Annotated in this window: 13 protein-coding genes; 2 read left to right on the forward strand and 11 right to left on the reverse strand. The window is 27.0% G+C overall.

The features are described 5' to 3' along the window. Nucleotides 1-51: 51 nt before the first annotated feature. From KM800_RS09105 to KM800_RS09140, 8 genes are all read right to left on the reverse strand, one after another. Nucleotides 52-918, reverse strand: a complete 867-nt coding sequence (locus tag KM800_RS09105; RefSeq protein ID WP_217812797.1) for a GNAT family N-acetyltransferase — start codon at nucleotides 916-918, stop codon at nucleotides 52-54. A 108-nt stretch (nucleotides 919-1,026) separates the two neighbouring features. Beyond that, on the reverse strand, nucleotides 1,027-2,943 hold the full coding sequence (locus tag KM800_RS09110; protein ID WP_217812798.1) for a bifunctional 4-hydroxy-3-methylbut-2-enyl diphosphate reductase/30S ribosomal protein S1: 1,917 nt from the start codon (nucleotides 2,941-2,943) through the stop codon (nucleotides 1,027-1,029). Nucleotides 2,944-2,952: 9 nt separating this feature from the next. Further along, on the reverse strand, nucleotides 2,953-3,624 hold the full coding sequence (gene cmk, locus KM800_RS09115; RefSeq protein ID WP_217812799.1) for a (d)CMP kinase: 672 nt from the start codon (nucleotides 3,622-3,624) through the stop codon (nucleotides 2,953-2,955). A gap of 96 nt (nucleotides 3,625-3,720) precedes the next feature. Further along, the gene (aroH, locus tag KM800_RS09120) at nucleotides 3,721-4,089 is read right to left on the reverse strand and encodes a chorismate mutase (RefSeq protein WP_217812800.1); all 369 of its coding nucleotides are present in this window, start codon (nucleotides 4,087-4,089) and stop codon (nucleotides 3,721-3,723) included. Beyond that, entirely contained in the window at nucleotides 4,086-5,315 is a 1,230-nt protein-coding gene (locus KM800_RS09125) for an NAD(P)/FAD-dependent oxidoreductase (RefSeq protein WP_217812801.1), read from the reverse strand. The genes aroH and KM800_RS09125 overlap by 4 nt, the downstream gene beginning before the upstream one ends. A gap of 80 nt (nucleotides 5,316-5,395) precedes the next feature. After that, nucleotides 5,396-6,271: a MurR/RpiR family transcriptional regulator gene (locus KM800_RS09130; RefSeq protein WP_217812802.1), complete on the reverse strand. Its 876-nt coding sequence runs from the start codon at nucleotides 6,269-6,271 to the stop codon at nucleotides 5,396-5,398. Between the two features lie 137 nt (nucleotides 6,272-6,408). Continuing rightward, nucleotides 6,409-7,119, reverse strand: coding sequence for a pseudouridine synthase (locus KM800_RS09135; RefSeq protein WP_217812803.1), 711 nt, complete (start codon nucleotides 7,117-7,119; stop codon nucleotides 6,409-6,411). Between the two features lie 85 nt (nucleotides 7,120-7,204). Next, complete coding sequence (locus KM800_RS09140; protein ID WP_217812815.1) at nucleotides 7,205-8,617, reverse strand: glycosyltransferase family 2 protein; 1,413 nt, start codon at nucleotides 8,615-8,617, stop codon at nucleotides 7,205-7,207. A gap of 285 nt (nucleotides 8,618-8,902) precedes the next feature. Between KM800_RS09140 and KM800_RS09145 the strand changes: the two genes are divergently transcribed. Further along, nucleotides 8,903-9,661: a tRNA threonylcarbamoyladenosine dehydratase gene (locus tag KM800_RS09145; RefSeq protein WP_217812804.1), complete on the forward strand. Its 759-nt coding sequence runs from the start codon at nucleotides 8,903-8,905 to the stop codon at nucleotides 9,659-9,661. Between the two features lie 15 nt (nucleotides 9,662-9,676). Here KM800_RS09145 and KM800_RS09150 read toward each other — a convergent pair whose 3' ends face one another. From KM800_RS09150 to KM800_RS09160, 3 genes are all read right to left on the reverse strand, one after another. Next, nucleotides 9,677-10,546, reverse strand: coding sequence for a potassium channel family protein (locus KM800_RS09150; RefSeq protein WP_217812805.1), 870 nt, complete (start codon nucleotides 10,544-10,546; stop codon nucleotides 9,677-9,679). Between the two features lie 140 nt (nucleotides 10,547-10,686). Continuing rightward, nucleotides 10,687-12,105 carry a cysteine--tRNA ligase gene (gene cysS, locus KM800_RS09155; protein ID WP_217812806.1) on the reverse strand — a complete coding sequence of 473 codons (1,419 nt, stop codon included), beginning with the start codon at nucleotides 12,103-12,105 and terminating at the stop codon, nucleotides 10,687-10,689. Between the two features lie 79 nt (nucleotides 12,106-12,184). After that, nucleotides 12,185-13,102, reverse strand: coding sequence for a patatin-like phospholipase family protein (locus tag KM800_RS09160; RefSeq protein WP_217812807.1), 918 nt, complete (start codon nucleotides 13,100-13,102; stop codon nucleotides 12,185-12,187). A 126-nt stretch (nucleotides 13,103-13,228) separates the two neighbouring features. Here KM800_RS09160 and KM800_RS09165 point away from each other — a divergent pair, with 126 nt between their 5' ends. Beyond that, nucleotides 13,229-13,558, forward strand: a complete 330-nt coding sequence (locus KM800_RS09165; protein ID WP_217812808.1) for a hypothetical protein — start codon at nucleotides 13,229-13,231, stop codon at nucleotides 13,556-13,558. Nucleotides 13,559-13,585 lie beyond the last annotated feature (27 nt).

Here is a 13,585-nt window from a genome sequence, read left to right on the forward strand (position 1 = left end):
TTAAATTCTAAGATTAATTTAGTATACTCTATAATTCACTTATAATTAGGACTAAAGTTCCCAATTATATATTTCATTTTGTGTTTTAAAACCCATAGATTTATATAGATTAACTGCCACATAATTTGCACTTTTAACTTTTATTTTTATATTTTGGAAACCTTTTAAATAACTTATTTTAATTAAATACGTTAAAAGAAGTTTACTATACCCGTTTCCTCTATATTTTTTTATTATGCCAAAATTTACTACTACAGGAGTTGTTTTATTTTCTAGTATAACTTGACCATATCCTATATATTCTTTTCCTATTTTTATGAAAATTGCACCATTATCGTAATAATAACTTTGAAGTTCATCATAATATATATCTTCTAAAGTTAAAGGTATTCTTCCTTCATCTTCAAAAACTTTATTTTGTATATCACATCTTATTTTTTCATCTATTCCTCTTTTAAGTACATGAAAATTTATGTTATCTTTGGTAATTATAGAAATATCATTAAGAAGTTTCTTATTGAAAATCAAAGTTCCATCTTTTTTACTAAAACCTATTGATGTTAATATTTCAAAATTATTATTTTTTTTTTGACACATATAAATCATATGTAAATTTTTTCTTGTGAAATTTATTAGATATTTATATGATGAATAATCTTTGTCATTATTATTTATCATGTTCATAGAATTTATATAACATGTTTTTTTATCTATAATGTCAGTCCATATATATCCTATATAATTTAAATTGTTTTTTATGAGTTTTATTTTTCTTCTCATTAAAATTTGTTTGGCAAAATTATAATTATAATAATTCTCAAAAAAATCTTTATTTAATGGATTAAATAAAGTTCTTTTATCATTTAATTTTTTAAAATAGCTTAAATTTTTTTTTGCTAATCCTACACACTCATACATATGCTATTCCCCATAAATATAATTTTATGTAAAAAATGCGTGCATTAATAATCTATCTGTATGTACACGCATTTTATTTAATATTATCTCATAAATATAATTGTAAAATTAAAGTTCATCTACTTCTTTTATACTTAATGCTATTTTTTCATCATCTTTGTTTACTTCTAATATTTTTGCCTTTACTTCTTGACCAACTTCTAAAACATCATCTGGTTTGTCTATTCTTTTATGACTTATCTGTGATATATGAACTAATGCATCAACACCTGGTTCTAATTCTATAAATGCGCCAAAACTTGCAAATCTAACAACTTTTCCTAAAACTACACTACCAACCGGGTATTTTACATTTGCATTTATCCAAGGATTTTCTTGAAGCTTTTTAATTGAAAGTGATAATTTTTTCTTTTCTTTATCTACCTCAAGTATATAAACTTTTACTTTATCACCAGCTTTTAGAATATCACTAGGTTTAGAAATTCTTCCCCATGACAATTCAGAAACATGTAAAAGTCCATCTACTCCTTGTACATCTACAAATGCACCAAAATTAGTCAATCTCTTAACTTCTCCTTCTACAATGCTGTCTTTTTCAAGAGCATTCCATGTAGCTTCTTCCTGTTTTTCTTTTTCTTTTCTCAATATATCTCTTCTTGATCCTACAACTCTGGTACCTTTTCTTTCTGATTTAAATTCTATTATATTTATATCGAATTCTTTATCTGTATATATTGAAAGATCATCAACATGATACAATTCTACATGAGATGCAGGTATAAATACTCTTGCGCCTTTATAGTTTGCAACAAGACCACCTTTTACAGCTTCTTTTATTTTTACTTTTAATACTTCATTATTTCCACTTGCCTCTTTTAATTCTTTATATGCATTTTCTCTTTCAAGCTCTAATTTTGATAAAACTACATAGCCATCTTCGTTTTGTCTTCTTAGTACCTTTACTTCCAATTCATCTCCAGGTTGAATTAATTGCTCCAACTCTTTATTTTCATCTCTTGTAACTTCTGATTTAGGTAATATTCCGTCTGACTTATATCCTATATTTAAAAATACCTCTTTTTCATTTACAGATATTACTTTTCCTGTTACTTTTTCACCTAATATTATCTGTTTATCATTTGCATCCATATAAGATAACTGTTCATTTGATTCTAAATTTTTGTCATCACTCATTTTTAAAATTGCCTCCTTTATTATCCAATCCGGTGTTGAAGCTCCTGCTGTAACACCTATAATTTTTACTTTCTTTGAATGAATTATATTATCAGGTATTTCTCCTGAATTTTCAACATGTATTGTATTATTACAATTGCTTTTACATATCTCATACAGCTTAGTAGTATTAGAACTATTTTTTCCACCTATAACTACCATCATATCAACTTTCTTTGATAATGATTCCACAGACTTCTGCCTTGCTTCTGTAGCACTGCATATAGTATTAAATGCTATAAATTCCTTACAATTCTTTATAACTACATTTAATACTTTCTCAAAGTTTATTTGTTTCTCGGTAGTTTGTGAAACTACACAAACTTTATTTGGAATATCTATTAAGTCCATTCCATCCTTTGATATAATGGCAGTATTTTCACACCATCCATTTATTCCTATAACTTCAGGATGATTTTTATCCCCAACTATGAGTATAGAATAACCTAATTTATTATATTTTTGAACTTTCTGTTGTATATTCAATACATAGGGGCAAGTAGCGTTAACTACTGTTATTCCCTTTTTATCCAAAAAATCAAATATGTCTTTTGGTACTCCATGAGAACGTATTATAAGTACATCATTCTTGTCTAAATTGTTTATGTCTTCTAATTTTATGGGATATATATTTTGGGACTTTAGCTTATTTACTACATCATTGTTATGAATTAAAGGTCCCAAAGTATAAATATTATTATTTTCATATTTATACTTTGCTTTTAATACTTCATCTACAGCCCTTTTTACTCCAAAACAAAATCCAGCATTATTTGCTAATATAACTTTCATTTTATCACCTTAATTGCTACATAAACTTGCTATGTACTCTTTTATATGATTTGATATGATATTTACAACTTCTTCAATTGAGAGATTAGACGAATCTATTTCTATAGAATCATCAGCTTTTTTTAATGGTGATTCCCTTCTGTTTGAATCTATATAATCTCTTTTTAGTATATCATTTAATATGTCATTATATTCTACTAAAATGCCATTTTTGTTTAATTCATTATATCTTCTCTTGGCTCTAGCTTCTGCAGTTGCTGTTAAAAAAAATTTCAATGGAGAATTTTTCAAAACTACAGTACCTATATCTCTTCCATCCATAACCACATTATATTTATATGCCATATTTTTCTGTATAGATACAAGAATATCTCTTACTTCTTTAATAGCTGCGTAATTTGATACATTATTAGTTACATCTAAGCTTCTTATTTCATATTCCATATCTTTTCCATTAATTATCAACCTGTCATTATTAAAATACATATCCAAATTTTTGATAATACTAACTACTTCCTCTACATTTTGATATGGAATATTATTTTTCATACATATTAATGTAATTGCTCTATACATAGACCCTGTATTTATGTACATAAGTTCAAACTTTTTAGCTATTAAACTAGCTATAGTACTTTTTCCCGCAGCTGCTGGTCCATCTATTGCTACAGATATATTCAATTTAGAATTCTCTCCTCTCATTAAAGGAAATACTAAAGATTTATTATCCTATAATACTATTCTATAAAAAATGATAAAATCCTTTATTTTATGCCATTATTCATTTAACAAATCTATTCTTAATTTTTTTGCATTATTTAAATATACAAACTCTTTTTTATCTATATCTTCATCTACTAATAAAAGGCACCTTATACAAAGTGGAATAAACCCTTTTAAATTTTTTTCAACTTCCATTTCATTAAAATGCATTATAGCAACTTTATCTAATTTAAAATATTCTCTTATGAATTTTCCAGGATATGCTTTAGTAATATCCTTTGTACAAGAAATCTCTATAGATATTATTTTTTGTAGTTCAATATTATTTTTTTTAAAAATCTGTGAAAACAATTCAATAGAAGCATCTTTAATATCAGTTATTGAATTATCTTCAATAGTTGTAGCTCCTCTTAATGCTATCATATTTTTTTTACTCCATTTCCTGCACTAAATCCAGTGGATAATGCAATTTGTATATTAAATCCTCCAGTATATCCATCTACATCTATAATCTCACCTGCAAAATATAAATTGTCAATCAATTTTGATTGCATTGTAGATGGATCAATTTCTTTCACACTTATTCCCCCGGAGGTAACTATGGCCTCTTCTATAGGTCTTAATCCTTTTATAGACAATGTAAATTTTTTCATACAATCAACTAGATTATGTCTCTCCAGTTTTGTTATTGAATTTACCTTTTTATCAGGATTTATATGACATCTATATATGACAATTGGTATAATCTTTTTCGGTAAAAGGTCATCTAAAGAATTTTTAAAATCTTTATTGGAATATTTATTAAAATCTTTTTGTATTCTTTTATCTAATTCATCATTGGAAAGAGCAGGCTTTAAATCTATTGATGCCTCTAATTTATCAAATTTTGATATTACTCTACTACTACTTAAAACTATAGGTCCTGATATACCAAAATGAGTAAAAAGCATTTCTCCAAATTCACTATATAGTATTTTTTTATTTGAATCTATTATATCAAGTGTAACATTTTTTAAAGATAATCCTTGAAGATCTTTTATCCATTCTTCTTGAACTTCTATAGGAACAAGTGCTGGATTTATTTCATCTACTGTATGGCCTACACTTGTTGCCATATTGTATCCTTCACCATTAGAACCTGTTTGAGGATATGATTTTCCACCTGTTGCCAATATAAAATAATCACCCTTTATATTTTTTCCATTCCAAAGTTGTAGTGAATCTATATGATTATTTTTACATATTAATTTTTTTACATGTGCATTTAAAAGTACATTTACTTTATTCTCATCAATTTTTTGTTCCATAGCTTTAATTATGTCAGATGATTTATCAGATATTGGAAATACTCTGTCTCCTCGTTCTACTTTTAGTTTAACATTTAATTTATTAAAAAAATCTATTGTGTTCTGATTAGTAAAGCTATAAAGAGCACTATATAAAAAATTAGGATTACCTGGGATATAATCGAAAAATTCACTTATATCTTTTGCATTAGTAACATTACAACGTCCTTTTCCTGATATGTACATTTTTTTACCTAGTTTTTCATTTTTCTCTAGCAATATAGTGTCCAACTTTTCTGAAGCTTCTATAGAAGCCATCATTCCAGCTGGTCCTCCTCCAATTACTACTACTTTTTTTGACATGATATATCAATCCTACTTCTTTTAATTTAATTACTAATGAATATAGTAACATTTGTATAAAAAATTTATATATATTTGAATTAATTTCCTTCTCTAAATGAGTAAACCTGGTATTCCTGCCATATATTTTCCAGATCAGCAAATGTAGACGATATTTTTTCTTTCTCTTTAAGACCTACTGAAACTATCAGTGCATTTATTACACTTAAAGGTGCAACTAGAGAATCCACAAAAGAAGCCATATTACTTTGAGCTATTAATGTATAGTCAGCGGCAGATGCTAATGGTGAAAGCAAACTATCTGTTATTGCAGTTACTTTTGCTCCTCTACTCTTGGCAAAAGTTAAAGATTCTATAGTTCTAGCAGCATATCTTGGAAATCCTATGCCAATTACAAGATCATCTTCAGTCAAATTTATCATCTGCTCAAATATATCACTTATACCGTAGCCTACAACTTTTACATTATCTAATATAAGATTTAAATAAAATCCTAAAAAGTCTGCAATTGCAGTAGAGCTTCTAAGTCCAATTATGTATATTTTTTTTGCTTTGAATATACTATCAATTACATCATCAAAAGTTTTATGGTTTATCTTTTCCAGAGTTGCACGTATGTTTTCCATATCTGATTTCAAAACACCTTTTAAAGGACTTTCCTGACTTACTATATCATTGGAAAGTTCAATTCTCTGTACTGTAGTTAATTTATTTTTTATAAGTTCCTGGAGAGCTTTTTGCAATTTTGGATATCCCGAAAATCCAAGTTCATTTGCAAATCTAACTACTGTAGATTCACTTACACCTACACTTACCCCTAATTTAGCAGCAGTCATAAACGCTGCTTTATCATAATGCTTTAATATGTATTCAGCTATTAATTTCTGACCTTTGCTTAGTCTTGGAAATTTAATTTGAATGGTTCTCATTAAATCTATATTATTTACATCTTCCATATATATTCATCCCTTTCTCTAACCTCCATTTTTATGCAACTTTTATTTCATTTTAACATTTATTGAACATATTATCAACTTGACTTTCATTTTGTTTACTTTTGTTTTTAATTTACATAATATTTAATATGTAAATATTATTGCATTGAGATACATTTTATTTCAGTATCTGTTAAATACCTCCATTCACCTTTTTTAAGATTGCCAATCTCTATTTTTCCTATTTTTATCCTCTCAAGAGTTATAACTCGATGTCCTATAATTTCACACATCTTTCGTATTTGTCTGTTTTTCCCCTCATGTATTGTTATATTTACAACTGTACTATTATTGTTCAGTCTCAGTATTTTTAGACTTGCCTTGCTTGTTATATAATTATCTATATTTAATCCATTTTCAAATTTATAAATATCTTCATTAGATATCACTCCTAAAACTTCTGCTATATATACTTTATTTTTTTCAAATTTAGGATGAATTATCTTATTGTATATATCTCCATCATTAGTAAGTAATATTAAACCTGATGTATCATAATCCAATCTCCCTATTGGATAAATTCTTTCATTTACTCTAACTAAATCAAGTATAGTCTTTCTATTTTTTTCATCTTTTACAGTTGATACATATCCCTCAGGTTTATTTAATGCTATATATACCTTCTTTTCTTCTGGAACTATGTTCTTATTATCCAACACTACTAAATCTTTGTCAGTATCAATTTTAAACCCTAGTTTGTCTACAACTTGACCATTTACTTTAACTCTACCTTGTAATATAACATACTCACATTTTCTTCTAGCTGCCACTCCACAGTGCGCCATATATTTTTGTAATCTTTCTATCATTTTATCACCTACACATAAATTTATTAAATAAAAGAGTTGATCAACTTTCTCCTAATTATGAGAATATCAATCAACTCTTTTATGCTTATTCTACATCTTGAATTCCTATTTGTCTAATGTGTTTTGTATGGCTCCATTCTTTATTATTCTTGTCCAAGATACCTTGTATCGTAATTGGTATCCAAGTTAAAGTGTATATTCCATACAAAAGATACCATATAAATAATTTAATTGATTTTTTCCTTCCAATTATCCCTAATGCTATTATAAATATACCTATATAAACTGCATTTCCTATAATAACCTGATATAGAGTAGGGGATTCATATATATGAGATAAAACTACTACATTAAGTGAATACAGTGCAAATACCAAAAGCATCTTCTTTGATAACTTGTTTTCTAAAACCATTATAAAAGGAGTCAATAAAAATTGTGCAATGCTAAATACTTGCCATAAAATTTTTGTGGTTGCATTTTGAGTAAATAATTGATTTATTACAAATATATTTAGACCATGTTCATTGTTATTTTGAATTAATGTCAAAAATGCAGCTAATCCCATAAGAAGTGTTGCAAGTGGTTGTATCGTATAAAGAGCACAATCTAATGCAGTAAAACTTCTATCTTTTATAGATTTTTTTATAAGCTTAAAGAAAAATCTTGATGCTACATCTGCAAAACCTTGCATCCACCTTTTTCTTTGATTCCATGATTGCTTTAAAGTAAGTGGCTTTTCATCGTATACAATTGCATTATGAGCCCAACCAACTTTATATCCATTTAAAACAAGCTTGCTTGTAAACTCCAAATCATCTGCAAGGCATGTAACTCCCCAACCTAATTCTTTAAGAATAGTTGTTTCTATACAGAAACCAGTACCACCAATTTGATTTGAAAGACCAAGATTTGCTCTTCCAAGTTGAAATAATCTATTTACTGTCCAAAACGATATAGAATATGACTCAGTTATCCAAGAATCATCTGGATTTTTGCTATCTATGTAGCCTTGAACTACTTTATATCCTTTTAAAAGTTTATAATTCATTTCATTTAAAAAATTTTTTGATACAAGATTATCTGCATCAAAAATACCTACAGCATCATAAGCTTTGTCCATTTTAAATATTTTGTTGAACATCCACTCTAAAGCATATCCCTTTCCTCTTTTATCTGGAACTTTTCTTTCACAGACACTGACACCATATTTTCTTGCTATATCAGCAGTTTTATCAGTACAATTATCTGCAATAACAAAAATATCGTACATATCTTTAGGATACTCAATATTTTGCAGGCTTTCCACTATTTTACCAACAACCATTTCTTCATTATGAGCTGCAACTAAAAGAGCAAAAGTCTTCTTAGGTGGGCAATTTTTAGCTCCCTCATCCTTTTTTTTGTAAATTCCAAACAAAGAAAGTATTAAATAATAAATCATTACTATAAATACGCCTATTTGAAAAATAGCTGTAGTATAATGAATAACTTCTTTCATCATAAAAATCCTTCCCTTTATATTCTCTATTTAAATTGTCATAATAATATTAACACAATTTTTTAGTTATTGCCATATATATATATTATAGCACCGTAAAATATATTATATCATTGTAAAATATATTAATTTTAAATTTTCTTTCACTTCAATATATAGTATTAATTTATCCAATTATTCATATTTTATTAGAATTTTAATATATTAGATTTCCTTTGAAATTTATAGTATTGTGGTATTATAATATAGTATCGCTTATTATGGGAAGGAGATTTGAATTTTGAAATGAAACAACATTTATTTTCAAGAACTGAACTTTTAATTGGTAAAAATGCTTTAAAAAAACTGCAGGAGAGCACAGTAGTTATATTTGGACTTGGAGGTGTTGGCAGTTTTTCACTTGAAGCCTTAGTCAGAGGTGGTATAGGGCATATAGTACTAGTAGACGATGATACTGTGTGCTTAACAAATATAAACAGACAAATACAAGCTAATTTTAAAACTATAGGCAAACCTAAAGTTGAAGTGTTAAAAGAAAGAATATTGGATATAAATCCAAATTGTAATATAGAAACCTATCAAACTTTTGTAAATGAATACAATATAGATAGTATTATACCTGAAAATACAAATTATATAATAGATGCCATAGATACCATATCATCTAAAATATCTCTCATTATGTGGTGTGAAGCTCATAATATAGATATAATAAGTTGCATGGGAACAGGAAATAAATTAGATCCAACAATGTTTAAAATAGAAGATATATACAAAACTAAAATATGCCCGTTAGCTAAAGTCATGAGGCGTGAACTTAAAAAACGTGGTGTAAAGAATTTAAAAGTACTATATTCTGAGGAAATTCCTAAAAAGCCTAAAATAGATGAAGTTGTAACCTGTAAAGAAGGTTGTGTATGTGTAGGTGGTTCGAAAAAATGTCTGGCCAAGCGTCAAATTCCCGCAAGTATTTCTTTTGTACCACCTGTAGCTGGTATGATAATAGGTGGAGAAGTAATAAAGGCCATAATAGATAAAGAATAGCAATGTACCATGCTGCTATTCTTTATCTAAAAATATACATGATGTAAGCATTCCTGTTATAATAACTCCACACACAGTTTCTATCATAACTATTATACGTACTGAAGTTGAATTTGGAAGTATGTCACCGTATCCAAGCGTAGTTATAGTAACTGCACTAAAATATATAAAATTCCATATTGGATACGTGAAGTTTCCGCTAGATACTTGTCTCAATATAAATGGACTTTCATCTGGAAAACAAATAGAATTTTTTATAAGTTCCTGGAAATAAAAATTTATTGGGTAATAATAATATCCATCTTCAAAATGCTCCTTATTTATTATACTATAATTATTTACCCATATATATATAGTATTTATCTTCTTAAGTCTTGTTGAATAATTTTTCTTATAACTTGAAAAATTATCTTCTTTATCATCTTTTAATTTATAAAAACATATTTTTATCTTATGACTATCAAAAGCTCCATTTAGCTTATTTTCTCCCATATCCAATATACTCATATGAGTAATTCCTTTACTTTCCATAATTAAATAATAGTAATCTGCCCAATTTTCTCCAAGTACTCTATCAAATACAAATGTAGCCTTATTATATATAGAATTGTTTAATATATTTAGTTTTACAATAGGTCTCTTATATTCCTCTGAAATAATCAATTTTTTTATACTGTCATTTAAATCTTTACTATAAAATTTTATGTGCATTTTTTTCTTAAACATAGCAGTCTTTGTATCTAAATTTATATCATTTTGAAATATGAAAAATTCCCCTCGTGAATGATTAGCTATATTCCAATATATAATTCCAAAAAATATCAATACAAAAAAATATATATACAGTAATAAATACACATAATTATGTTTTTTATATATCCTCATATATACTCCAAGTTTATTATTTTATCTCTATACAATGATTTTATTATTTTAATATCTATAGTATTCTAAAAATTAATATTATTTTAGTGGATTATAAAAAACGGAATGTTTTACTACTGTAACATCCCGTTTTTCAAGCATTAATTTTTTATTCTCCATTTGGTTCCATCTTTTGAATCAAGCAATTCTATATTCATGGAATTAAGTTTATCCCTTATTGCATCAGCTTCGACCCAATTTTTAGACTTTCTTGCCAGGTTCCTATCTTCAATTAATTTATTTATAATTATTTTATCTGCATCAATATTATTACTATTTTTATGATTTACAAGTTCAAGAGAAAAAACATTGTCAAAACTTTCTATTAATATTTTCTTCTCCATATTTGTTATCTTATCTGTCTTTATGACTTCCTGAAGAACTGTAAATGCATTTGGAGTATTTAAATCATCTCCAATCTGCTTAGAAAACTCCTCTTTATACTGCTCAACTGCATTTTCATCTATTTCATTATACTTATCTTGTTCAGACTTTAAAACTATATTTGACACTTTATCTTTCAATTTTTTATAAGAAAGTGCTGCATCGTTTAACACATCAAAATTAAATAAAAGTTGCTTTCTATATCTTGATTGGAGACAAAAATACCTATAATCCAATCCTGAAAATCCCTTATCTTCAATACTGGAGACAGTTAAAAAATCTCCTTTTGATTTAGACATTTTTCCATTGTTTAACACAAGAAATTCACCATGCATCCAGTAATCAACCCATTTGTGACCTACCACACCTTCTGACTGAGCTATTTCATTAGTATGATGTACAGGTATATGATCTACTCCACCACAGTGTATATCTATTCTATCTCCTAAATATTTCATAGACATTGCTGAACATTCAACGTGCCAACCTGGAAATCCTCTTCCCCATGGTGAGTCCCACTGCATTATCTGATTTTTAAATTTTGAATTAGTAAACCAAAGTACAAAATCCATTGGATTTTTCTTTCCCTTATCTATTTCAACCCTGCTTCCTGCCTCCAGCTCATTCATACTCAAATTGGCCAACTTATTATAATCTTTGAATTTATCAATTGAATAATATACATTGCCATTTGATATATAAGTATATCCCTTATCTTGCAAAGTTTTAATCATTTTAATCATATCAGGTATGTTGTCTGTAGCTTTACATATTATATCAGGTTTCTTTATATGAAGCTTTTCACAATCTTTAAAAAAGGCATTTTCATAAAATCTTGCAATTTCCCAGACACTTTTATTTTCACGTTTTGCTCCAAGTTCCATTTTATCTTCACCAGTATCCGCATCTGATTCAAGGTGTCCTACATCTGTTATATTCATAGCATGCTTTACTTTATATCCAAAATATTTTAAAGATTTTTTTAACGTATCTTCAAATATATAAGTTCTTAAATTACCTATATGAGCATAATTATAAACTGTAGGGCCACAAGTATACATTCTTACTTTTCCTTTTTCCAATGGAATAAATTTAACCTTTTTTCTAGTCATAGTATCATAAATATAAAAATCCATATTAATTTCCTCCTTGTTAGGCATACCATAAAAACCCTTATTATAGATAATATCATACTAATAGAATAATTCAACAAATTCACATATAATATTTTCTTATATATTTATCAAAATTCCAAAATTTCAAAAATTTTTTTGCACTTTTATATCCAGAATTAAATAGTTTTATCTTCATATCTTTAGATATATTGAAATCCGTAGTCTTTACTCCCAATGTTGGAATAAACACAGTTCTTACTGCATCCTTATCTTTAACATATATTTCTTCATTTTTATCTATCATGGTACTTATGATATCAAATAAATATGATATAAAATCCCTCTTTGGAGAAGAAGCATATTTTTTATTTGCATCTACTAGTTTAAATCCTATAGTTGGTCTAACAGGTTTTGTATCTGTATCAAATATCCATATAGGAAAATTACTTAATATCCCACCATCTACTACATAACTACATCCACCATTATGATAAAATTTTACAGGTTTAAAATAAAGAGGTATACTTATGCTCATTCTAATTGCCTTGGATATTTCAAAATCCATAGGATTTATTCCGTACTTAATTAAATCATCTGGAAGTATTAAAATATTTTTTTCAGTTACATCTGAAGCAATTATTTTGAGTGGCGACACACCTCCTGTTTCTATATCTTTAAATGTACTTTTTCCCTTTTTTAAAATAAGTTCATTTATATAATTTTCCAATTGATCCCCTGAATATATACCCTTATCTTTGAATAAATTAATAGATTTTTTTATTATATTCATATGATAAAGTGATTTCTTTTTAAAAAACATATTATAATCTAATTCTAACATCATTGACTTCAATTCTCTTCCTGTGTACCCAACTGAAAGAAGTGCTGCTATTATTGAACCTGCGGAAGTTCCTGCTAACATATTGAATTCATATCCATAATCTTCAAAACAGCATATAGCTCCAATTAATCCAATACCTTTTACTCCTCCTCCCTCAAAGACTACATCTATTTTCATAAAATCACCCCATTTATATACATCAATATATAAATATGTAAATATAAATATAAATCTACTTTTAAGCCGTATATTATTTAAAAATTTGAGAAATACTATAAATAGAAAAAACAAAGAGGTGTTTTTATGAGAATTGAAGCTTATTATAATGGAATTAAAAATGCAAACAATGCTGTAGATCAATTTAAAAGTGCCGGTTTCAATGATTCAGCAGTTGATTTAAACGATAAATACATAGATTTTGAAAATTATACCTATAATTTTTCAGATGCAATAACAAGCTCACATTCTTTTTCTAATAGTTCATATATTCCCAATAATGTAGGTGATGGTATGGGAAGTCTCAATGATGTATTGAATTCCAATTATAAAGTAGTAATAAATACAGATTCAGATGAAAAAATAGACAGGTTAAAAACTCTTATATATGAAACAGGTGGAATAGTATCACATTAAAAAAGGGGCTGTCGCACTAAAAAATTA

This window comes from Clostridium tyrobutyricum, assembly GCF_019144085.1.
Classification (GTDB): Bacteria; Bacillota; Clostridia; order Clostridiales; family Clostridiaceae; genus Clostridium_B; species Clostridium_B tyrobutyricum_A.

Bases quoted from the DNA above. Each gene is read 5' to 3' on its own strand.
- KM800_RS09160 (WP_217812807.1), bottom strand. From the start codon at position 13,102: ATGAAAATAGATGTAGTCTTTGAGGGAGGAGGAGTAAAAGGTATTGGA.
- KM800_RS09145 (WP_217812804.1), top strand. From the start codon at position 8,903: ATGAAACAACATTTATTTTCAAGAACTGAACTTTTAATTGGTAAAAAT.
- cysS (WP_217812806.1), bottom strand. From the start codon at position 12,105: ATGGATTTTTATATTTATGATACTATGACTAGAAAAAAGGTTAAATTT.
- KM800_RS09140 (WP_217812815.1), bottom strand. From the start codon at position 8,617: ATGAAAGAAGTTATTCATTATACTACAGCTATTTTTCAAATAGGCGTA.
- KM800_RS09105 (WP_217812797.1), bottom strand. From the start codon at position 918: ATGTATGAGTGTGTAGGATTAGCAAAAAAAAATTTAAGCTATTTTAAA.
- KM800_RS09125 (WP_217812801.1), bottom strand. From the start codon at position 5,315: ATGTCAAAAAAAGTAGTAGTAATTGGAGGAGGACCAGCTGGAATGATG.
- KM800_RS09130 (WP_217812802.1), bottom strand. From the start codon at position 6,271: ATGGAAGATGTAAATAATATAGATTTAATGAGAACCATTCAAATTAAA.
- KM800_RS09165 (WP_217812808.1), top strand. From the start codon at position 13,229: ATGAGAATTGAAGCTTATTATAATGGAATTAAAAATGCAAACAATGCT.
- KM800_RS09150 (WP_217812805.1), bottom strand. From the start codon at position 10,546: ATGAGGATATATAAAAAACATAATTATGTGTATTTATTACTGTATATA.
- KM800_RS09135 (WP_217812803.1), bottom strand. From the start codon at position 7,119: ATGATAGAAAGATTACAAAAATATATGGCGCACTGTGGAGTGGCAGCT.
- KM800_RS09110 (WP_217812798.1), bottom strand. From the start codon at position 2,943: ATGAAAGTTATATTAGCAAATAATGCTGGATTTTGTTTTGGAGTAAAA.
- aroH (WP_217812800.1), bottom strand. From the start codon at position 4,089: ATGATAGCATTAAGAGGAGCTACAACTATTGAAGATAATTCAATAACT.